Raw genomic sequence first — 21195 nt, 5'->3', positions numbered from 1 at the left:
TTCTCCGGCGGCGCTGGCCGCCTTAACGCAGACTTCTAGGGTTTTTCATGACGCGCTACATATTCGTCACGGGCGGTGTTGTTTCTTCATTGGGGAAAGGCATTGCCTCGGCTTCCCTGGCGGCCATCCTGGAAGCGCGGGGCCTGAAGGTCACCATGCTCAAGCTGGATCCGTACATCAACGTCGATCCGGGCACCATGAGCCCGTTCCAGCACGGTGAAGTGTTCGTCACCCACGATGGCGCCGAGACCGACCTCGACCTGGGCCACTACGAGCGGTTCATCCGCACCACCATGACCCAGAACAACAACTTCACCACCGGCCGCATCTACGAGCACGTGCTGCGTAAAGAGCGTCGTGGTGATTACCTGGGCGCGACCATCCAGGTCATCCCGCACATCACCGACGAGATCAAGCGTCGCATCATCAAGGGTGCCGGCGATGCCGACGTGGCCCTGGTGGAAATCGGTGGTACCGTGGGTGACATCGAGTCGCAGCCGTTCCTCGAGGCCATCCGCCAGCTGCGCGTCGAAGTGGGCTCCAAGCGCGCCATGCTGATGCACCTGACCCTGGTCCCGTACATCGCCACCGCGGGCGAAACCAAGACCAAGCCGACCCAGCACTCGGTCAAGGAGCTGCGCTCCATCGGCCTGCAGCCTGACGTGCTGATCTGCCGCTCCGACCACCCGGTCGATGCCTCGTCGCGTCGCAAGATCGCGCTGTTCACCAACGTTGAAGAGCGTGCGGTGATTTCGCTGGAAGACGTCGACACCATCTACAAGATCCCGGGCGTACTGCACGCACAGGGCCTGGACGATTTCGTCGTCGAGCGTTTCGGCCTGCAGTGCAGCGGCGCCGACCTGTCCGAATGGGACAAGGTGGTCGATGCCAAGCTCAACCCTGAGCATGAAGTGACCATCGCCATGGTCGGCAAGTACATGGAGTTGCTGGACGCGTACAAGTCGCTGATCGAAGCGATGAGCCACGCCGGCATCACCAACCGTACCAAGGTCAACCTGCGCTACATCGATTCGGAAGACATCGAGAACCAGGGCACCAGCCTGCTCGAAGGCGCCGATGCCATTCTGGTGCCGGGCGGTTTCGGCCTGCGCGGCGTGGAAGGCAAGATCACTGCGGTGCAATACGCCCGTGAAAACAAGGTGCCGTACCTGGGTATCTGCCTGGGGATGCAGGTGGCCGTGATCGAATTCGCCCGTAACGTCATGGGCTGGAAAGACGCCAACTCCACCGAGTTCGACCGCAACAGCGGCCACCCTGTGGTCGGCCTGATCACCGAGTGGGCCGATGCCACCGGTGCCGTCGAAACCCGCAACGAGGCTTCCGACCTGGGCGGCACCATGCGCCTGGGCGCACAGGACTGCCAGCTGGCTGCCGGTTCCAAGGTCCACGACTGCTACGGCAAGGACGTGATCACCGAGCGTCACCGCCACCGCTATGAAGTGAACAACAACCTGCTGCCGCAACTGGTCGACGCTGGCCTGGTGGTTTCTGGCCGTTCCGAAGATGGCGCGCTGGTGGAAGTGGTCGAGTCCAAGGACCACCCATGGTTCGTCGCCTGCCAGTTCCACCCGGAGTTCACCTCCACCCCGCGTGACGGCCACCCGCTGTTCAGTGGTTTCGTCAAGGCAGCCCTGGCTCAGAAGAACAAGGCCTGATCAATGACCCAGAAGATCATCCGCGTCGGTAACATCGAGATCGCCAACGACAAGCCGTTCGTCCTGTTCGGCGGCATGAACGTCCTGGAGTCCCGTGACCTGGCAATGAAGGTCTGCGAGGAGTACGTGCGGGTTACCGAGAAGCTCGGTATCCCCTACGTGTTCAAGGCCAGCTTCGACAAGGCCAACCGTTCGTCGGTGACGTCTTACCGTGGCCCGGGCATGGAAGAAGGGCTGAAGATCTTCGAAGAGATCAAGCGCACCTTCAATGTGCCGGTGATCACCGACGTGCACGAGCCTTACCAGGCCGAGCCGGTTGCCAAGGTATGCGACATCATCCAGCTGCCGGCCTTCCTGTCGCGGCAGACCGACCTGGTGGTGGCCATGGCCAAGACTGGCGCGGTGATCAACATCAAGAAGGCCCAGTTCCTCGCACCCCAGGAAATGAAACACATCCTGGCCAAGTGCGAAGAGGCCGGTAACGACCAGTTGATCCTCTGCGAGCGTGGTTCGAGCTTCGGCTACAACAACCTGGTGGTGGACATGCTCGGCTTCGGCATCATGAAGCAGTTCGAGTACCCGGTGTTCTTCGACGTGACCCACGCCCTGCAGATGCCGGGTGGCCGCGCCGACTCCGCGGGTGGCCGCCGCGCCCAGGTTACCGACCTGGCCAAGGCGGGCATGAGCCAGGGCCTGGCAGGCCTGTTCCTCGAAGCCCACCCGGACCCGGACAACGCCAAATGCGATGGCCCATGCGCCCTGCGCCTGGACAAGCTGGAGCCATTCCTGGCCCAGCTCAAGCAACTGGACGACCTGGTGAAAAGTTTTCCGACGGTAGAAACCGCGTAAAGCTCATTTCTCGGGTAAAGTACCGCCCGATCCACCCCTGACCAATCGGTCAGGGGCTCCCTTCACCCGGCCTGCCCACTGCAAATCCGCCTGGTGAACGGCAAGAATTTCTTAAGCTAAGTTGTTTTCGTCAATTCTGGAGTGCTTACAACAATGGCAAAAATCGTCGACATCAAAGGTCGTGAAGTTCTCGATTCGCGTGGCAACCCCACCGTGGAAGCCGATGTACTGCTCGACAACGGCATCATCGGCAGCGCTTGCGCGCCGTCCGGTGCTTCCACCGGCTCGCGCGAAGCGCTGGAGCTGCGTGATGGCGACAAGAGCCGTTACCTGGGCAAGGGCGTGCTGAAGGCTGTCGCCAACATCAACGGCCCGATCCGTGACCTGCTGCTGGGCAAGGACCCGGCAGACCAGAAAGCCCTGGACCGCGCCATGATCGAACTGGACGGTACCGAGAACAAGGCCAAGCTGGGCGCCAACGCCATCCTGGCTGTTTCCCTGGCTGCCGCCAAGGCCGCTGCCCAGGACCAGGACCTGCCGCTGTACGCGCACATCGCCAACCTGAACGGCACCCCGGGCCAGTACTCGATGCCGGTTCCGATGATGAACATCATCAACGGTGGCGAGCACGCCGACAACAACGTCGACATCCAGGAGTTCATGGTTCAGCCGGTAGGCGCCAAGACCTTCTCCGACGGCCTGCGCATGGGCACCGAAATCTTCCACCACCTCAAAGCCGTGCTGAAGGCCCGTGGCCTGAACACCGCCGTGGGTGACGAAGGTGGCTTCGCTCCTAACCTGGCTTCCAACGAAGACGCCCTGGGCGCCATCGCCGAAGCGGTTGAAAAAGCCGGTTACAAGCTGGGTACCGATGTGACCCTGGCCCTGGACTGCGCGGCTTCCGAATTCTATGAAGACGGCAAATACAACCTGTCCGGCGAAGGCAAGTCGTTCGACGCGGAAGGTTTCGCCGAATACCTGAAAGGCTTGACCGAGCGCTTCCCGATCATCTCGATCGAAGACGGCCTGGACGAGTCCGACTGGGCTGGCTGGAAGATCCTCACCGACAAGATTGGTGAAAAGGTACAGCTGGTTGGCGACGACCTGTTCGTGACCAACACCAAGATCCTGAAGGAAGGCATCGAGAAGGGTATCGGTAACTCGATCCTGATCAAGTTCAACCAGATCGGCTCGCTGACCGAAACCCTGGAAGCCATCCAGATGGCCAAGGCTGCCGGCTACACCGCAGTGATCTCGCACCGCTCCGGTGAAACCGAAGACTCGACCATTGCCGACCTGGCCGTCGGTACCGCTGCTGGCCAGATCAAGACCGGCTCGCTGTGCCGTTCCGACCGCGTTTCCAAGTACAACCAGCTGCTGCGCATCGAAGAGCAACTGGGTGCCAAAGCGGTTTACCGTGGTCGTGCCGAGTTTCGCGGCTAAGCAAGAGATGGTAAAAAGACAGCAGCCGGAGTTGTAGGAACGTTCGTACTGATCTTTCCTTCATCCCAACGGGTTTCTGTCAACGAAGCCTGGCCTCGGCCAGGCTTCGTGCTATTCGAGGCCCCGAAGTAACAAGTACGCGGCAGCCTTTTTAACCTGGATAACGTGATGCGCAGTCCCTATTGGGTGTTCCTCGTTCTGCTCCTGCTGCTGGGTGGCCTGCAGTACCGCCTGTGGGTGGGTAATGGCAGCCTGGCGCAAGTGACCGAACTGAAGCAGCAGATTGACGAGCAGCATGCCGAGAACGAGCGCTTGCTTGAGCGCAACCGCGTGCTCGATGCCGAAGTGCTGGAGCTGAAAAAAGGCATGGAGACCGTTGAAGAACGGGCTCGCCACGAATTGGGAATGGTCAAAGAGGGCGAAACCCTCTTCCAGTTGCCACAGAAATGATCGATACCTTACCGGCCTTCTGGGCCGTGATTCCTGCTGCGGGCGTAGGTGCCCGCATGGCTGCCGACCGCCCCAAGCAATACCTGGAGCTGGCGGGGCAGACCATTCTCGAGCACAGCCTCGACTGTTTTCTTGGCCACCCGGCCCTCAAAGGCGTGGTGGTCAGCATTGCTGACGATGACCCGTACTGGCCGGCCCTGCGTTGCGCCAGCGACCCGCGCATCCAGCGCGCCGCGGGTGGGCGCGAGCGTGCCGATTCGGTGCTCAATGCCTTGCTGTGGCTGCATGCGCAAGGCGCCTCTGACAGCGACTGGGTGCTGGTGCATGATGCTGCGCGGCCGAATTTGGCGCGCAGCGACCTGGACAAGCTGCTGTCGGAGCTGGCGGACGACCCGGTGGGTGGCTTGCTGGCGGTACCGGCGCGCGATACCCTCAAGCGTGCCGATGGCAGCGGCCGGGTAAGTGCTACCGTGGACCGCAGCACCATCTGGCAGGCCTACACACCGCAGATGTTCCGCCTTGGGGCACTGCACCGGGCGTTGGCCGAGTGCCTGGTGTCGGATGTGGTCGTGACGGATGAAGCCTCGGCCATCGAGTGGTCCGGCCAGGCGCCGCGGCTGGTGGAAGGGCGCAGTGACAACATCAAGGTCACGCGCCCCGAAGACCTGGAGTGGTTGCGTCAGCGCTGGGCTGGGCGCCGCTGAAGTCTCAAGCCCGCGAATAGGCCGGTACAGGCAATGGATTCCTTCAAGCCAGCCGATATTCCGGCAACCCCGCCAACCCCTCCTTCAGGTAATCCACCAACCGTCGCACCTTCGGCGACAGGTGCCGCTGTTGCGGATACAACGCCCACACTGCCGTATTCGGCGGCTGGTGCGCTTCCAGCAACGACACCAGAGCCCCCGTATTCAAGTGCTCCAGGACGTAATAATCCGGCAACTGGCACAACCCCATCCCCTGCAACGCCGCATCCAGCACCGCCTGCCCACTGTTGCAGCGCCAGTTCCCTTGCACCCGCTGGCTAATCTCGCGCCCATCCTGCTGCAATGCCCACAAGTCCGAACTGCCCACCAGGCAATTGTGCCTCGCCAACTCTGACAGGCTGTGTGGTCGACCATAACGTTCCAGATAAGCCGGCGAGGCACACAGGTACATGCGCCGGGGTGCGAGGCGGGCGGCCACTAACCGAGAATCGGCCAGCCGCCCCAACCGGATGGCGAGGTCCATGCCTTCGTGCAGCAAGTCGAGGGTGTGGTTGCTCAACTCCACCTCCACGCGCAACTGCGGGTACAGCGCCATGAACCGTGTCACGAGCGGCACGATGAAGCGCTCGCCGTACGCTACCGCGCACGTCATGCGCAGCAACCCCTTTGGCTCGCTGGCCAAGTCGCCCATGGCGCGCAGGGCTTCCTCGCGGCCATCCTGAAGGCGTTGGCAATGCTGCAGAAAAGTTTGCCCGGCCTCGCTCAGGGTCACCCGACGGGTACTGCGGTAGAGCAGGCGCGTTTGCAGGCGCTCCTCCAGCCGGGCGATCTGGCGACTGATGTGCGACGAGGAAACCCCCAGGCGTTCGGCCGCTGCCGTGAACTGGCCAGATTCGGCCACGGCGACGAATTCGTCGATACCTTCCCAGCGGCTGCTCATTGATTATCCCTGTATGGCAATAATGTTTTGTCTTTGCCTGGATTATTCATCAAAAGGCTGTGAATTACACTGCAGCCTGAATCGACACTCTGTCTGGAGACCTTTGATGATCAAGTCCCGTGCCGCCGTAGCCTTCGAAGCCAAGAAACCCCTGGAAATCGTCGAAGTCGACGTGGCCATGCCCAAGGCCGGTGAAGTGCTGCTGCGCGTGGTCGCCAGCGGTGTTTGCCACACCGACGCCTACACCCTGTCCGGTGCCGACCCGGAAGGCATCTTCCCGTCGATCCTCGGCCACGAAGGTGGCGCGATCGTTGAAGCGGTAGGCGAGGGCGTGACCTCGGTAGCCGTTGGCGATCATGTGATTCCGCTCTACACCCCGGAATGCGGCAAGTGCAAATTCTGCCTCTCGGGCAAGACCAACCTGTGCCAGGCCATCCGTGCTACCCAAGGCAAGGGCCTGATGCCCGACGGCACCACGCGCTTCTCCTACAAAGGCCAGCAGCTGTTCCACTACATGGGGACCTCGACCTTCTCCGAGTACACCGTGCTGCCGGAAATTTCCGTGGCCAAGATCCAGAAAGAAGCACCACTGGAAAAGGTGTGCCTGCTGGGCTGCGGCGTCACCACCGGTATCGGCGCGGTGCTCAACACCGCCAAGGTCAAGCCGGGTGATACCGTGGCCATCTTCGGCCTGGGCGGCATCGGCCTGTCGGCGGTGATCGGTGCGGTCAAGGCCAAGGCCTCGCGCATCATCGCCATCGACATCAACCCGGCCAAGTTCGAGATCGCCCGCCAGCTGGGCGCTACCGACTGCATCAACCCGAAAGACTACGACCGCCCGATCCAGGAAGTGATCGTCGACCTTACCGACGGGGGCGTGGACTTCTCCTTCGAGTGCATCGGCAACGTGCAACTGATGCGTGCGGCGCTTGAGTGCTGCCACAAGGGCTGGGGCGAGTCGGTGATCATCGGTGTGGCCGGTGCCGGCCAGGAAATCGCCACCCGTCCGTTCCAGCTGGTGACTGGCCGTGTATGGCGCGGTTCGGCGTTCGGTGGCGTGCGTGGCCGCAGCGAGCTGCCAAGCTACGTGGAAATGTCCGAGAAAGGGGAGATCCCGCTGGATACCTTCATCACCCACACCATGGGCCTGGAGGATATCAACAAAGCCTTCGACCTGATGCATGAAGGCAAGAGCATCCGCAGCGTGATCCACTTCTGAGGTACGCCATGAGCCTGGATAACATCTCCTGCCAGAAAAGCTTCGGCGGTTGGCACAAGCGTTACCGGCATCACTCCAAGGTGCTGGGCTGCGACATGGTATTTGCCGTGTACTTGCCGCCGCAGGCCGAACAGGGTGAGAAGCTGCCGGTGCTGTACTGGCTCAGCGGCCTCACCTGCACCGACGAAAACTTCATGCAGAAGGCCGGCGCCCAGCGCCTGGCCGCCGAGCTTGGGCTGATCATCGTCGCCCCCGACACCAGCCCGCGCGGCGAGCAGGTGCCGGGCGACCCGGACGGCGCCTGGGACTTCGGCCTGGGGGCGGGCTTCTACCTCAATGCCACCCAGCAGCCCTGGGCCAAGCACTACCACATGCACGACTATGTGGTGGAGGAGTTGCCCGCGCTGATCGAAGCGCACTTCCCGGCATCGGGCGAGCGCAGTATCAGTGGTCACTCCATGGGCGGGCATGGCGCGCTGGTGTGCGCCTTGCGCAACCGGGGGCGTTACCGTTCGGTGTCGGCATTCTCGCCGATCAGCAACCCGATGGACTGCCCATGGGGCGAGAAGGCCTTCAGCCGTTACCTGGGTGACGACCGTGCGCGCTGGCGTGAGTGGGATGCCAGCGTGCTGTTGGCCGAAACGCCGGCCGGCGAGTGCCCGCCGTTGCTGGTGGACCAGGGCGACCGTGACGATTTTCTCGAAAAGCAGCTCAGGCCTGAAGCGCTGGAGCAGGCGGCACGCAAAGGGGGGCATGAACTGACCCTGCGCCTGCAGCCGGGTTATGACCACAGCTACTACTTCATTGCCAGCTTCATCGAGGAACATCTGCGCCATCATGCGGTGGCACTGGGGCGGGTGTAACAGCCCGGTCCAAAAGCCGCCAAACCCGCTGCAAAGCAGGTAGAATCACGCCCTGACTCATTCAGGGCGTTTTCTTATGCGTATTGGCCACGGCTACGATGTGCACCGTTTCTGCGACGGTGATTTCATTACCCTGGGCGGGGTGCGTATCCCCCACAAATACGGCCTGCTGGCCCACTCCGACGGCGACGTGCTGCTGCACGCCCTTAGCGATGCCGTGCTGGGTGCTGCGGCGCTGGGCGATATCGGCAAGCACTTCCCCGACACCGACCCACAGTTCAAGGGGGCCGACAGCCGCGTGCTGCTGCGCCATGTGGTCGGCATCGTCCAGGCCAAGGGCTGGAAGGTCGGCAACGTCGACGCCACCATTGTCGCTCAGGCGCCGAAGATGGCCCCGCACATCGAGACCATGCGCCAGCTGATCGCCGAGGACCTGCAGGTCGAGCTCGACCAGGTCAACGTCAAGGCCACCACCACCGAAAAGCTGGGCTTCACCGGCCGCGAGGAGGGTATTGCCGTGCATTCGGTCGCCCTGCTGCTGCCAGCATGACCGAACTGGAACTGCTGGGCCCGCGCGCATCGGGCGAACCCCTGGGCACCGCCATCCTCAAGGCGGTTGCCGAAGACTTCCAGGTCGACGAAGTGCTCGATATCCCGCTCTCGGGCCAGGGCGAGCACTTGTGGCTGTGGGTCGAGAAGCGTGACCTGAACACCGAAGAGGCCGCTCGCCGCCTGGCGCGCGCCGCCGGTGTGCCGGTGCGCACCATCAGCTATGCCGGGCTCAAGGACCGTCAGGCCCTGACCCGTCAGTGGTTCAGCCTGCACCTGCCAGGCAAGGCCGACCCTGACCTGTCACGTGCCGAGGATGCCAACCTGCGCGTGCTCAAGCAGGTGCGTCACCAGCGCAAGCTGCAGCGTGGCGCGCATTCGGCCAACGGCTTCACCCTGCGCCTGACGGCCCTGGCTGCGGATCACCAGGCGCTGGATGCGCGCCTGGAACAGCTGAAGCAGCACGGTGTACCCAACTATTTCGGCACCCAGCGCTTCGGTCACGACGGCGGCAACGTCCATGACGCCCTCGACTGGGCGGCGCGCAAAGCCTTGCCCGAGCAGCGCAATGTACGTTCGCGGCTGCTTTCGGCCGGGCGCAGCTACCTGTTCAATCAGGTGCTGGCTGCGCGTGTCGCTGAAGGTAGCTGGGCGCGGGCGCAGGTCGGCGACCTGCTGGCATTCACTGACAGCCGTAGCTTTTTCCCGGCGGGAGAGGCGGAATGTGCCGACCCGCGCCTGGCGATTCTCGATCTGCACCCGACCGGCCCGATGTGGGGTGAGGGCGCTTCGCCTGCTGACGGGGCCACTGCCCGCTTGGAAAACGCCGTCGGTGCAGAGCAACCGGCACTTTGCCAGTGGTTGGCCCAGGCGGGCATGGATCACGAACGGCGCATTTTGCGGCTCCCTATTGGCGGCCTGACATGGCATTATCCCGAGCCTGATATCCTGCAACTGGAATTCGTCCTGCCGGCCGGATGCTTCGCCACCGTGGTGGTGCGTGAAGTCGTGGATCTGGTGTCGGCAGGGCAGACGGACAGCCCATGCGTATTCTGATTTCGAACGACGACGGTGTTACCGCGCCCGGCATCGCCGCGCTGCACGCTGCGCTGGCGGATTACGCCGAGTGCTCGGTGATCGCCCCGGAGCAAGACAAGAGCGGCGCCAGCAGTTCGCTGACGCTGGACCGGCCACTGCACCCGCAAACCCTGGCCAACGGTTTCATCAGCCTGAACGGCACGCCGACCGACTGTGTGCACCTGGGGCTCAATGGGCTGTTGCCGCACACGCCGGACATGGTCGTGTCGGGGATCAACCTCGGTGCCAACCTGGGCGATGACGTGCTGTATTCGGGCACGGTCGCCGCAGCGTTGGAAGGCCGCTTCCTGGGTGGCACGTCGCTGGCGTTTTCGCTGTTGTCGCGCCAGCCGGACAATCTGCCGACCGCGGCCCATATCGCCCGCCGCCTGGTCGAGGCCCAGTCGCGCCTGGCGCTGCCACCACGCACTGTGCTCAACGTAAACATTCCCAACCTGCCGCTGGAGCACATTCGTGGCATCCGGCTCACCCGCCTCGGTCACCGGGCGCGGGCGGCGGCACCGACCAAGGTGGTCAACCCGCGCGGCAAGGAAGGTTACTGGATCGCCGTGGCCGGCGATGCCGAGGACGGTGGCCCGGGTACCGACTTCCACGCGGTGATGCAGGGCTATGTATCGATCACCCCGTTGCAACTCGACCGCACCTTCAATGATGCCTTCGAGCAGCTCGACGGTTGGCTGGAGGGCCTGCTCTGATGCGCGAGGACGATATGCTGCGCCGCGGCATCGGCATGACCTCCCAGCGTACCCGGGAGCGGCTGATCCAGCGTCTGTGCGAAGAGGGCGTTTCGAACACCAAGGTGCTCGACGTGATTCGTCGCACCCCGCGCCACCTGTTCGTCGACGAGGCACTGGCGCATCGTGCCTACGAAGACACCGCATTGCCCATCGGTCACAACCAGACCATCTCGCAACCGTTCATGGTTGCCCACATGAGTGAGCTGCTGCTCGAGGCCGGGCCGTTGGACAAGGTGCTGGAGATCGGTACCGGCTCAGGTTACCAGACGGCGATCCTGGCCCAGCTGGTGGAACGGGTGTTTTCGGTGGAGCGTATCAAGGTGCTGCAGGACCGGGCCAAAGAGCGCCTGGTGGAGCTGAACCTGCGCAACGTGGTATTCCGCTGGGGCGATGGCTGCGAAGGCTGGCCGGCGCTGGCACCGTACAACGGCATCATCGTCACGGCGGTGGCGCCAGAAGTGCCGCAGGCATTGCTTGATCAGCTTGCCCCCGGGGGGCGCATGGTGATTCCGGTAGGGGCGGCCGGCGAAGCGCAGCAACTGATGCTGATCGTGCGCGAGGAGCATGGATTCTCCCGGCGCGTGCTGGGGGCCGTACGCTTCGTCCCGCTGCTCAATGGTCCGCTGGCCTGAGGCTGGCGGGTATGACTCGCGCGGTATTTTTGCCCCAGCGGCGAATTCTTGCCGCTTCGCCCTGTCTATCTGGCGGTACGAAGCGCTAGCTCGCACCGGGGTATTGCAACAGCCTTTTGCACCCGCCTGCCAATAATGGCCGGCTTGGTTATAATTGCAACAATATTGCATTTCTTGTCTTCATATCGTTTTTCGGCACCATGAGGGGAGCGCGGGTGGGTCACACAGTCATTCGGCAGCGCAAGGACGGGTCGGGTTTCAAGCTTCTGGTGATTGCACTGGCCATGGGCACGCTACTGGTGGGTTGCTCGAGCACCAGCAGCAACAGCAGCGCGCGGGTGGTCGACCGCAATAACACCGTGCCCAAGCGCCCGGCGGTGACGTCCGGGCAGTACGTCGTCAAGCCGGGTGACACGCTGTTCTCCATTGCCTTCCGCTATGGCTGGGACTACAAGGAGCTGGCCGCACGCAACGGCATCGCGGCGCCTTATACCATTCGCCCGGGGCAAGCGATTCGTTTCAGCAGCGGTTCCAGCAGCAGTACCACGGTGGTGTCCAGCCCCTCTTCATCGAGCCGCACCACGGTCACCCGCAGGCCCGTGGGCACTACTGCCGTGACACCTGCCAACACCAGCAAACCGGCAACGCCGGCAACCTCCGCCAGTACGCCGGTTGCCACCACCGTGCCTGCGGCAGAGCGCGCGGTAGGCGGCTGGACCTGGCCTGCCAACGGCGTGCTGATTGGAAAATTCGCTTCAAACGGTAGTTTGAATAAAGGCATTGATATCGCCGGTGATTTGGGACAGCCTGTTTTTGCTGCGTCTGATGGTGCGGTGGTTTACGCCGGGAGTGGTTTAAGGGGCTACGGCGAGCTGATCATCATCAAGCACAGTGATACCTACGTCAGTGCCTACGGCCACAACCGCAGGCTGTTGGTTCGGGAGGGACAGCAGGTCAAGGCAGGGCAGTCGATTGCTGAAATGGGGTCTACGGGCACAGATCGGGTGAAGCTGCATTTCGAGATTCGCCGCCAGGGCAAACCCGTCGATCCACTCCAGTTCCTGCCACGCCGTTGATCGTTGTACCCGGCCTGTTCCTGTGATGTAGAGGGGACAGGCTCAAGCGCTGCCAGGGATAAAGGTGCCGCTCGAGTCTGAGTTCGAACTCAGCAAAGGACTATAACAATGGCTCTCAGTAAAGAAGTGCCGGAGTTTGACATCGACGATGACGTCCTCCTGATGGAGACGGGTATCGTTTTGGAAACGGATGTGGTGTCAGACGAACCTGCTGTATCTTCGGTTCGGACGAGGGCCAAGTCGGGCTCTTCGCTCAAGCAACACAAGTACATCGATTACAGCCGGGCGCTCGATGCCACCCAGCTGTATCTCAACGAAATCGGCTTCTCGCCGCTGCTTTCGCCGGAAGAGGAAGTGCATTTTGCGCGTTTGTCGCAAAAGGGTGACCCTGCTGGCCGCAAGCGCATGATCGAAAGCAACCTGCGCCTGGTTGTCAAAATTGCCCGTCGTTACGTGAACCGTGGCCTGTCGCTGCTCGACCTGATCGAGGAGGGCAACCTTGGGCTGATCCGTGCGGTCGAGAAGTTCGACCCGGAGCGTGGTTTCCGTTTCTCGACCTATGCGACCTGGTGGATTCGCCAGACCATCGAGCGGGCGATCATGAACCAGACCCGCACCATTCGCTTGCCGATCCACGTGGTCAAAGAGCTGAACGTCTACCTCCGCGCGGCCCGTGAGCTGACCCAAAAGCTGGACCACGAACCCTCCCCGGAAGAAATCGCTACGTTGCTGGAGAAGCCCGTCGCCGAGGTCAAGCGCATGCTCGGCCTGAACGAGCGGGTGTCTTCGGTGGATGTGTCGCTTGGCCCGGATTCGGACAAGACCCTGCTCGACACCCTGACCGACGACCGCCCGACGGACCCGTGCGAGCTGCTACAGGATGACGACCTGTCGCAGAGCATCGACCAGTGGCTGGGGGAGTTGACCGACAAGCAGCGGGAAGTGGTGGTACGCCGCTTTGGTCTGCGCGGGCATGAAAGCAGCACCCTGGAGGATGTTGGGCTGGAGATCGGCCTGACCCGGGAACGGGTGCGGCAGATCCAGGTAGAAGGGCTCAAGCGCCTGCGTGAGATCCTGGAGAAGAACGGCCTGTCCAGCGAGTCGTTGTTCCAGTAGCGACAGCCTGCTTCACAAAGCGCCCCGATGACCTCGGGGCGTTTTTGTGTGTGATGAAAACAGTCTTTCGTTTGCGTCTGTCGGGGGGCTACAAAGCAGTCCCGAGATGTATGGCGCTACCTCGGTAACATTGCATGTAAGCCTTTTCTTACTTGTTTTGTAAGCTATCTATGCAAGTCTCAGTAAATCATTGTCGTTTTCAGCCCCGGTATTTTTCCAACTCATTGAAAATCATGCGTTATTTTGCTGTGTGGAAATGTGTCCCATGTAATACCTTGTGAGGTTTCGCGCTTGCCCGCTCAGCTGAAGCCGCTAGTATTCGAACTGTGCACACGGACATGCACAGGCTTCCAGGGAGGAGGCCAAGGACATCGCAAGACGCGATTTCATCAGGATGATGTTTGGGACAAGCAGGGACTACGGAAAAAATGTGGGCGGGTCAAACCGCCCCTTTTTTTTGCCTGCAGGAAAACAAAAAAGGCCCCGAGGGGCCTTTTTCGTGTCTGGGCGCTATCAGCGCTCCAGGTCTGCAATCTTGCCGGTCTTGCCGTCCCACTCTTCAGCGTCCGGCAGGGCGTCCTTACGCTCGGTGATGTTCGGCCAGACTTCCGCCAGTTCGGCGTTCAGCTCGATGAAGTTCTCCATCCCGGCAGGGATTTCGTCTTCCGAGAAGATGGCTTGTGCTGGGCACTCCGGTTCGCACAAGGCGCAGTCGATGCACTCGTCCGGGTGGATGACCAGGAAGTTCGGGCCTTCGTAGAAGCAGTCCACCGGACAGACTTCCACGCAGTCGGTGTATTTGCATTTGATGCAGTTGTCGGTGACGACGAAGGTCATTTCTAGTTCTCTCCTCAGGCGACGGCGGCGGCCCTTCCTCTCAGGGCCGCGCGGTTTACAGGTATGTGGCTGCAGGCCAGGCTAATAACCTGCAGCACCAGCAAACCGCGGCGGATTCTACCAGCTTGTAGTGGCTGCCGTTATAACAGGTTCTTTAGTTGATATAACATTTCGATAGCTTGACGCGGGGTCATGTCGTCCAGCTGCAGCTTGCCCAGCTTCTCGATGGCCGGGTGTGGCAGGCTGGCGAACAGGTCGCTCTGGTGCGGCACTTGTGGCGTGTCCTTGGCTTTTTGGGCCGGGGCCGGCTCATGCGGCAGGCTGGTGGTTTCCAGGCGCCCCAGGTGTTCGCGGGCGCGCTGGATGACCGCCGTCGGCACGCCGGCCAGTTGCGCCACGGCCAGGCCGTAGCTTTGGCTGGCAGGGCCCGGCAGAACGTGGTGCAGGAACACGATACGTTCGTTGTGCTCGGTGGCATTGAGGTGCACGTTGGCCACCAGCGGCTCGCTCTCCGGCAGCACGGTGAGCTCGAAGTAGTGGGTGGCGAACAAGGTGTAGGCACGCAATTGCGCCAGGCGCTCGGCGGCGGCCCAGGCCAGCGACAGGCCGTCGAAGGTGCTGGTGCCACGGCCGACTTCATCCATCAGCACCAGGCTGCGGTCGGTGGCGTTGTGCAGAATGTTGGCGGTTTCGCTCATCTCGACCATGAAGGTCGAGCGCCCGCCAGCCAGGTCGTCACTGGAGCCGATGCGGGTGAAGATGCGGTCGACCAGTGACAGCTCGCAGCTGGCTGCCGGTACGAAGCTGCCGATGTGCGCCAGCAGCACGATCAGGGCCGTCTGGCGCATGTAGGTGGACTTACCGCCCATGTTCGGGCCGGTGATGATCAGCATGCGCGTGCTGTTGTCCAGGCCCAGGTCGTTGGCCACGAATGGCGTGGTCAGCACCTGTTCCACCACCGGGTGGCGGCCCTGCTCGATGCGAAGGCACGGCTCGTCGACGAAGCGCGGGCAGTTAAGGTCGAGGTTCAGCGCACGTTCGGCCAGGTTGCTGAGTACATCCAGTTCGGCCAGGGCGGCGGCGCTGTCCTGCAGCGGCGCCAGGTGGCTGATCAGGGTTTCCAGCAGGGCGTCGTAGAGCATCTTCTCGCGGGCAAGGGCGCGGCTTTTGGCCGACAGTGCCTTGTCCTCGAACGCTTTCAGCTCAGGGGTGATGAAACGCTCGGCACCCTTGAGCGTCTGGCGGCGGATGTAGTCGCCCGGTGCCTGTTCGGCCTGCTTGGTCGGCAGCTCGATGAAGTAGCCATGCACGCGGTTGTAGCCGACCTTGAGGTTGGCCAGCCCGGTGCGGGCCTTTTCCCGGGCTTCCAGGTCGATCAGGAACTGGCCTGCGTTTTCGCTGATGGCCAGCAGCTCGTCCAGCTCGCTGTCATAGCCGGCCTTGAGCACGCCGCCGTCGCGGATTACCGCCGGCGGGTTGTCGATGATTGCACGCTCCAGCAGGCTGGCCAGCTCCGGGTAGGTGCCGGTAATGGCTGCCAGGCGCGCCAGGTGCGGCGCCTCAAGCTCGGTCATGGCGTTTTGCAGCTCGGGCAACGCGCCCAAGGCATCGCGCAGGCGCGCCAGGTCACGAGGGCGGGCATTGCGCAGGCCGATACGGGCGAGGATGCGCTCGATATCGCCAATTTCCTTCAGTTGTGGCTGCAGCTTCTCGAAGCGGTAGTTGTCGAGCAGGCAACGGATCGAGTCCTGACGTGCTTGCAGTACTTTGAGGTCGCGCAACGGCCGGTTCAGCCAACGGCTCAGCAGGCGGCTGGCCATGGCGGTCTGGCAACGATCGACCACCGATTGCAGGGTGTTGTCACGCCCACCCGCCAGGTTGACGTCCAGCTCCAGGTTGCGCCGGCTGGCGCCATCGAGGATGACCGTGTCGTCCAGGCGCTCGTGGCGCAAGCTGCGCAGGTGCGGCAGGGCAGTGCGCTGGGTTTCCTTGGCGTAGGTTAGCAGGCAACCGGCGGCGCCAATGGCCAGGGTCAGCTTGTCGCAGCCAAAGCCTTTGAGGTCCTTGGTTGCGAACTGCTGGCACAGCGCCTTGCGCGCCGAATCGCGGTCGAAGTCCCACGGGGCGCGGCGGCGGGCGCCCGGACGCTTCTCGGCAGGCAGGTCGCGTGGCCAGTCGTCGGGGATCAATAGCTCGACCGGGTTCAGGCGCTCGAGTTCGGCCAGCAGGTTTTCCCAGCCCTTGATCTCCTGCACGCTGAAGTTGCCGCTGGTGATGTCCAGTACGGCCAGGCCGAACAGGCGTTCGTCACCGAGCAGCGCGGCAATCAGGTTGTCGCGGCGTTCGTCGAGCAGGGCTTCGTCGCTGACCGTGCCGGGAGTGATGATGCGCACCACCTGGCGTTCGACCGGGCCCTTGCTGGTGGCCGGGTCGCCGATCTGTTCGCAGATCACCACCGATTCGCCCAGCTTGACCAGCTTGGCCAGGTAGCCTTCCAGCGAATGGAACGGAATCCCGCACATGGGGATGGACTGGCCAGCCGACTGACCGCGCGCGGTCAGGGTGATGTCCAGCAGTTTTGCGGCCTTCTTGGCATCTTCGTAGAAGATCTCGTAGAAGTCGCCCATGCGGTAGAACATCAGTTGGTCCGGGTGCTGGTTTTTCAGCTTCCAGTACTGCTGCATCATTGGTGTGTGGTCGGAAAGACTGGACATTCAAGGCCTTACAGCTGTTCGTCTATTAGACAATCGCGATCTGTCTAAAATTAAGTCGGGTATTCTGCCAAGATTCGTCCGCTTTTGGGACAGAGATTTCATCAGATAAAGCGTGATTGCATATTGGCACTGCCATTTCACCCATGTACCATTCGCGTCCGAATCAAGCGTTGGTAGGCGAAGCATTGGAAGCTGCAGCAAATGATCAGCTGGACGAAATCGTAAGGGTTCCCGCCAAAATTCGGCTGGAGCTTCCCAACGAAATCTCTCGTGCCTCGGTTCAGCCTGTCATAGATCAGCTGAACGCAGCACAGCCTGGTAGCAGCTTCGAGCTACATCTACGCCACAACGGCGGCGGGTGTGTAGCAACGATGATTGATCTGATCGTGGCACTGAACGAGACCAAGGGAATGGTGGAAATCACCTTTGGTCGATACGTCATGAGTGCTGCTGCCACTATTTGGCTATGGTTCTTGGTAAGAGCCACCGAGAACGTGCGATCTCTGCCTCCCCTCAAGCCTGGTGTGGTGATGTACCACCGGCCGAGGAGAACGCAGCAAGGAGAATATCTCTGCTTTGCAGACGAGGTTGAGCCTGAGCATCCGCTCAAGGAACCCTTGCAGCAGCAGTTCAAGCTGTTCGATGACCTCTTTATGGATGTCTATACAGCATTGCTTTTAATGGCTCCTGATGGTTCTGTAAGAGACGCCCCATCAGAAAGCTTGATTTGTGAGGAGGACGGGCTAACGTATCGTCATTGGCTAGCCCGACTCAAAGACGCATACCTGGGGAACCAAGACGTTTTGATTCCCGTCTGATAGAAATGAAAGACAGTGAGAAAGTGAGAAAGGGAATGGGAGATATGCATATGGTTGGGAAATCGTTGCGAAATCTAAGGCCCATGTCGCAGACAGCGCGAAAGGAAAACCTTGAGAAATCTCGAAAGTCGATCGCTGATTTCAAGCAAGCATCGCGTGATATTCACCAAATTTGTGCTGCCAACGGTCTGGCTGAGCCAGTACTGATGGCCTGATCCTTTGATCAGAAGCACAGAAAAGGCCCCTCATTTGAGGGGCTTTTTCGTTGGGCTGGATACGGATGTTTTTTCCAATGCGACTGACCTTGGGCCGGTTGCAACTTTGATATCTCGAAGGCGCAGATAGCGCTGAGTCATCCGGCCATCTGTGTGGCCACCCAGCCTCTGGGCATCATTACCCTGTTTGTCGGTATCGGTCAGCGACTTGGCTCTAAGGTCGTGGATGGTAGCTCCGGTGACTTTGGCCTTATCGCAGGCCTTCTTGAATGCATCCTTCACCGTTTCATAGGAGACCGGCTTGCCACCGCCCCGGGTGCAGAACAAGGTGAGCCCGCGAACCTTCCTGGGTATGGCCTTGGCCCTCGCGATCAGCTGCTCCAAGTCCGGTGTCATGCCCACGATGAGCTTGGCCCCAGTCTTCTGCTGGTCGAAGGCGATGCCCTTTTCGCTGATGTCCGAGAGTTTGATGGCCAGCACATCGCCAATGCGCTGCCCTGTGAGGTAGCACATTTCGAGAATCGACCGGATGTACGGGGACGCTGCGCCGCAAATCGCCGCAAATTCCTCGTCGGTGATGTACCGGTCCCGCTTCTTCTCGGCATGCCGCTTGATGCCGGTGCAGGGGTTGGAGTCGATAATCTGCTGTTCCAGCGCGTAGGCGAACACCATCCGCAGGAACGAGATCACCCGGTTGGCCATGTTCGGCGTGTCGGACATGTGCAGCTTGAGTGCGGCCACATGCCTCGGCAGCACCTGGCGTGGCTCAAACTCTGCCAGGTTTTTCTTGAGCTTCAGGGCTGCGGCCTCGTACTGCTTCACGGTGTTTTCCGCCAACCGCCCACGCATCGCGTCCAGCGCGTCATCGATCAGCTTCGGCATTCCGCCCTGTCCGTTACCGCCCATGATCTTGGCGTAGGCGAGCAGGGCGCCCTGGTAGTCCTTGTCCAGGCGCTCCCACTTTCCTTTCCTGACCAGGTAGTACGCGCCGTGCTTCATGTACATGCACGGCGGAAGATGCCTGTCCTTCTTTCGCGGCCTCATCGGTCGTCCCTTCTATCAAAACCGGAGTTCCGGTCCTTTCTTCTCAGCATGCCCGCCCAGGCGGGCGAGCACGACTTGTCTCAGCACCTTCGGCTTGCCGTCGGCGCCCAGCACATACCCAAATTTCTCTGCCTGCAACCAGCGGACCTGGTCCTTGGGGCGGAGGTAGCCCGTCATGTCGGCTACCTCATCCGGGGTCATGAACATGGTTTGTCTCCACGCCGCCGGTGGCGGCAGGTTGGTGGTCAGGCCGGAATCTTTTCGAGCACCGCGTCAGCCACCTTGATAGCGGATTGGGCGTCGTTGACGTAGGCAGGGTCGAAGCCACCGGCGTAATGGATAACGCGCTGGCAGGCGTCCAGTTCTTTGCGCGCCAGGCGCAGCGCCTGGGTCAGTTCCTCCTGCAGCGCACCCTCGGCACGGCCTATATCCCAGAACTCTTTGCCCCAATGGCCTTCCGGCGGAGGGTTGCTGTTCTGTTTGCCGAAGGCCATGGCGCCGATGATGGCGTCACAGAGCAGACGCTTGTAGATGTTCTCGCCATCAAGGCCGAGGCCACCGCGCCGACGCAGAGTGCTGACGACCTCGTCGACGTTCAGGCCGCTGTCCTTGAGCACGATGTCGAGCTCTGGTTTGTCGGTGGTGTAAATCACCAGGGCCAGCTTGGCCTCTGGCCAGAGCGCAGCGGCCAGGCGTTCCAGGCAGTCGTTTGCGGTTTGGTGGAATCGATCAGTTGCGGACATATGGAATCCTCGCCCGCCCATGTCGGCGGGCTCATGTGGTTTAATCGGGATTCAATAGGAGGAACGATATGGCCAAGGAAACTAGAAAGCCGTGGGGCTACGCAGCTGTCACACTGATACCAACTGGTATCGGGTTCGCTTTCAGTGGGCTGATGACAGAGCAGCCTGCATTCATCTATAGCGGCCTTGGCATGGCCATACCGGGTGTGTTGCTGGCTGTGACGCATTTCTGGTCGGCGCGCCGGCGGGCTTGAGTAGTAGGGGGAGGGGTTAGGCTTTCCGAGGCGTTTCGCCGGCTGTCCGGGCTTTCAGCATCAGCGCTTCTATAGGTTCCCGTTTTTCTGGATGCTTCCTGTGCCAGGCAGCATCACCAATCACATAATCGCCACCAGGTGAGCCGCGCCTGATTCGCTCGGGGTATTTACCGTGCTGGCGGTACCACTCAAGCTCGAAAAGTCTTGGGTTGCTCATCGCAGCCCCCTGTAGATCAGGTAAGCCATGTAGGCGAGGGCTATCATGGCTTCCACCTCTTGCCGACGCGGTACACCATCATCATGTTGTGATGGATCGGAACTTTGAGGACGTGATCGAAGAACTCGCCCTTTCCAGAGATGAATCCGGTAGGCACCTTGGTTCCTCCGGCGCCGAATTCACGCCAGCATTCTTCGCCGCCGTTATTTTCCCAGTAGGAGCGCTCGCGTTTTGGGATCTCATCGTAGGTTTTTTCGAACACGGAGATATCCGGGATATCACAGATCCGGCGCCATGCGGGATTGCGTTTGCACCATTCAGCAGCATGCTGAGAGGCTTGATCGACAGAGTAGAATTCCTTGGTGCTTTGTTCGGTCATAGCATCAGCTCCTTCGGCACCTGGACGGTATCGCCTAGCATCAACGCAACCACCACACCGCAGGCCGCTATGGTTTCAGTGGTCCCGCCCATGAGCACGTCCTTATCATCGATCGTTCTCCAGGCTGCCCAGCAGTCCGAACCGTGCTGAGGGGCGTGAAGGCTGATGTTGTGCTTGCGTATCAGGGCGCCGGCCAGCGACCAGTTCTCGTGTGGGTCATACCGAACATCGCGGATGGTGACCTCGCCGGTGTAGCGCACGAAGACCCGCCACGGGTTGCCGTAGATTGGCGGGGCGAGGAGCACGTCGAGCCCTTCAGCTTTGCCGACGGCCCAGGCCAACTGCTCGCCAACCAGGTCGGCTGTCTTCACTTCGATCAGGTCGGTCATGGCCGTTCACCTCGAAACGCCCGGTATCCGGCGGCGATTGTCTCTCCGAAAAGCAGCCAGGCCACCCACGCTGCACACAGTGGGTACCAGGCCCAGTCCGGCACGAACTGGAGCTGCCAGATGAAGGGGAGGCCGATGGCGAGCACGATCAGGCAGAAGACAATCATGAACAGGTGAAGCCCCAGATCACGCTTACCGGTTCGGTTCATGGCAGATAGCGCGGCGCGCAGTCG

The 21195-nt window shown here is 61.4% G+C and carries 24 protein-coding genes; 15 read left to right on the top strand and 9 right to left on the bottom strand.

What is annotated here, in order from left to right; all coding sequences use genetic code 11:
- Nucleotides 1–47: 47 nt before the first annotated feature.
- The 5 genes from B9A31_RS10460 to ispD all read left to right on the top strand — a co-directional run bounded on the left by B9A31_RS10460 (nt 48) and on the right by ispD (nt 5122).
- Nucleotides 48–1676: a CTP synthase gene (locus B9A31_RS10460; protein ID WP_019097122.1), complete on the top strand. Its 1629-nt coding sequence runs from the start codon at nt 48–50 to the stop codon at nt 1674–1676.
- A 3-nt stretch (nt 1677–1679) separates the two neighbouring features.
- Entirely contained in the window at nt 1680–2525 is an 846-nt protein-coding gene (gene kdsA / locus B9A31_RS10455; RefSeq protein WP_019097123.1) for a 3-deoxy-8-phosphooctulonate synthase, read from the top strand.
- 153 nt (nt 2526–2678) lie between these two features.
- Complete coding sequence (eno, locus tag B9A31_RS10450; RefSeq protein ID WP_016712919.1) at nt 2679–3968, top strand: phosphopyruvate hydratase; 1290 nt, start codon at nt 2679–2681, stop codon at nt 3966–3968.
- Nucleotides 3969–4136: 168 nt separating this feature from the next.
- Complete coding sequence (gene ftsB / locus B9A31_RS10445) at nt 4137–4418, top strand: cell division protein FtsB (protein WP_016712918.1); 282 nt, start codon at nt 4137–4139, stop codon at nt 4416–4418.
- The gene (gene ispD / locus B9A31_RS10440; protein WP_084296977.1) at nt 4415–5122 is read left to right on the top strand and encodes a 2-C-methyl-D-erythritol 4-phosphate cytidylyltransferase; all 708 of its coding nucleotides are present in this window, start codon (nt 4415–4417) and stop codon (nt 5120–5122) included. Before ftsB ends, ispD begins: the two co-directional genes overlap by 4 nt.
- A 43-nt stretch (nt 5123–5165) precedes the next feature.
- Here the strand turns inward: ispD and B9A31_RS10435 are convergent, their stop codons facing one another.
- Nucleotides 5166–6062: a LysR substrate-binding domain-containing protein gene (locus tag B9A31_RS10435; protein WP_019097125.1), complete on the bottom strand. Its 897-nt coding sequence runs from the start codon at nt 6060–6062 to the stop codon at nt 5166–5168.
- 106 nt (nt 6063–6168) lie between these two features.
- Between B9A31_RS10435 and B9A31_RS10430 the strand changes: the two genes are divergently transcribed.
- From B9A31_RS10430 to rpoS, 8 genes are all read left to right on the top strand, one after another.
- Nucleotides 6169–7281, top strand: coding sequence for an S-(hydroxymethyl)glutathione dehydrogenase/class III alcohol dehydrogenase (locus B9A31_RS10430; protein WP_016712915.1), 1113 nt, complete (start codon nt 6169–6171; stop codon nt 7279–7281).
- A gap of 8 nt (nt 7282–7289) precedes the next feature.
- Nucleotides 7290–8144 carry an S-formylglutathione hydrolase gene (gene fghA, locus B9A31_RS10425; RefSeq protein WP_027615813.1) on the top strand — a complete coding sequence of 285 codons (855 nt, stop codon included), beginning with the start codon at nt 7290–7292 and terminating at the stop codon, nt 8142–8144.
- Nucleotides 8145–8220: 76 nt separating this feature from the next.
- On the top strand, nt 8221–8694 hold the full coding sequence (gene ispF, locus B9A31_RS10420) for a 2-C-methyl-D-erythritol 2,4-cyclodiphosphate synthase (protein WP_084296976.1): 474 nt from the start codon (nt 8221–8223) through the stop codon (nt 8692–8694).
- Nucleotides 8691–9749, top strand: a complete 1059-nt coding sequence (gene truD, locus B9A31_RS10415; protein WP_025754875.1) for a tRNA pseudouridine(13) synthase TruD — start codon at nt 8691–8693, stop codon at nt 9747–9749. The genes ispF and truD overlap by 4 nt, the downstream gene beginning before the upstream one ends.
- A complete protein-coding gene (gene surE, locus B9A31_RS10410) occupies nt 9737–10486 on the top strand; it encodes a 5'/3'-nucleotidase SurE (protein ID WP_016712911.1) in 750 nt (249 codons plus the stop codon). The genes truD and surE overlap by 13 nt, the downstream gene beginning before the upstream one ends.
- A 35-nt stretch (nt 10487–10521) precedes the next feature.
- Nucleotides 10522–11160, top strand: a complete 639-nt coding sequence (locus B9A31_RS10405; RefSeq protein ID WP_161751472.1) for a protein-L-isoaspartate(D-aspartate) O-methyltransferase — start codon at nt 10522–10524, stop codon at nt 11158–11160.
- A gap of 215 nt (nt 11161–11375) precedes the next feature.
- Entirely contained in the window at nt 11376–12236 is an 861-nt protein-coding gene (locus B9A31_RS10400) for a peptidoglycan DD-metalloendopeptidase family protein (protein WP_019099318.1), read from the top strand.
- Nucleotides 12237–12344: 108 nt separating this feature from the next.
- Nucleotides 12345–13352, top strand: coding sequence for an RNA polymerase sigma factor RpoS (rpoS, locus tag B9A31_RS10395; RefSeq protein WP_003252351.1), 1008 nt, complete (start codon nt 12345–12347; stop codon nt 13350–13352).
- A 513-nt stretch (nt 13353–13865) separates the two neighbouring features.
- Here rpoS and fdxA read toward each other — a convergent pair.
- Complete coding sequence (gene fdxA, locus B9A31_RS10390) at nt 13866–14189, bottom strand: ferredoxin FdxA (RefSeq protein WP_012270863.1); 324 nt, start codon at nt 14187–14189, stop codon at nt 13866–13868.
- Between the two features lie 140 nt (nt 14190–14329).
- Nucleotides 14330–16903: a DNA mismatch repair protein MutS gene (gene mutS / locus B9A31_RS10385; RefSeq protein ID WP_084296975.1), complete on the bottom strand. Its 2574-nt coding sequence runs from the start codon at nt 16901–16903 to the stop codon at nt 14330–14332.
- A gap of 143 nt (nt 16904–17046) precedes the next feature.
- Here mutS and B9A31_RS10380 point away from each other — a divergent pair, with 143 nt between their 5' ends.
- Nucleotides 17047–17721 (top strand): hypothetical protein, encoded by a 675-nt coding sequence (locus B9A31_RS10380; protein WP_084296974.1) that lies wholly within the window; start codon nt 17047–17049, stop codon nt 17719–17721.
- Nucleotides 17722–17966: 245 nt separating this feature from the next.
- Here the strand turns inward: B9A31_RS10380 and B9A31_RS10375 are convergent, their stop codons facing one another.
- The 3 genes from B9A31_RS10375 to B9A31_RS10365 are packed head-to-tail and all read right to left on the bottom strand — an operon-like array spanning nt 17967 to nt 19723.
- Nucleotides 17967–18980, bottom strand: a complete 1014-nt coding sequence (locus B9A31_RS10375) for a tyrosine-type recombinase/integrase (RefSeq protein WP_143512033.1) — start codon at nt 18978–18980, stop codon at nt 17967–17969.
- A gap of 15 nt (nt 18981–18995) precedes the next feature.
- Entirely contained in the window at nt 18996–19187 is a 192-nt protein-coding gene (locus B9A31_RS10370; protein ID WP_039614784.1) for a DUF4224 domain-containing protein, read from the bottom strand.
- A gap of 38 nt (nt 19188–19225) precedes the next feature.
- Nucleotides 19226–19723, bottom strand: a complete 498-nt coding sequence (locus B9A31_RS10365; RefSeq protein ID WP_084296973.1) for a hypothetical protein — start codon at nt 19721–19723, stop codon at nt 19226–19228.
- A gap of 68 nt (nt 19724–19791) precedes the next feature.
- Here B9A31_RS10365 and B9A31_RS10360 point away from each other — a divergent pair, with 68 nt between their 5' ends.
- Nucleotides 19792–19977 (top strand): hypothetical protein, encoded by a 186-nt coding sequence (locus B9A31_RS10360; protein ID WP_019097776.1) that lies wholly within the window; start codon nt 19792–19794, stop codon nt 19975–19977.
- Nucleotides 19978–20237: 260 nt separating this feature from the next.
- On the opposite strand, the gene B9A31_RS10355 is transcribed toward B9A31_RS10360, so the two are convergent.
- From B9A31_RS10355 to B9A31_RS10345, 3 genes are read right to left on the bottom strand one after another with little or no spacing between them, the layout of a single operon-like run.
- Nucleotides 20238–20573 (bottom strand): hypothetical protein, encoded by a 336-nt coding sequence (locus B9A31_RS10355; RefSeq protein WP_084296972.1) that lies wholly within the window; start codon nt 20571–20573, stop codon nt 20238–20240.
- Nucleotides 20570–20962, bottom strand: coding sequence for a phage protein NinX family protein (locus tag B9A31_RS10350; RefSeq protein ID WP_084296971.1), 393 nt, complete (start codon nt 20960–20962; stop codon nt 20570–20572). Before B9A31_RS10350 ends, B9A31_RS10355 begins: the two co-directional genes overlap by 4 nt.
- Entirely contained in the window at nt 20959–21171 is a 213-nt protein-coding gene (locus B9A31_RS10345; RefSeq protein ID WP_084296970.1) for a hypothetical protein, read from the bottom strand. Before B9A31_RS10345 ends, B9A31_RS10350 begins: the two co-directional genes overlap by 4 nt.
- Nucleotides 21172–21195: the final 24 nt, after the last annotated feature.

Source organism: Pseudomonas sp. URIL14HWK12:I5 (assembly GCF_900176445.1).
In the GTDB taxonomy this organism is placed as follows: domain Bacteria; phylum Pseudomonadota; class Gammaproteobacteria; order Pseudomonadales; family Pseudomonadaceae; genus Aquipseudomonas; species Aquipseudomonas monteilii.
The sequence above is the reverse complement of the archived record's forward strand: the minus strand, read 5'-3'. Positions and strand labels throughout refer to the sequence as shown.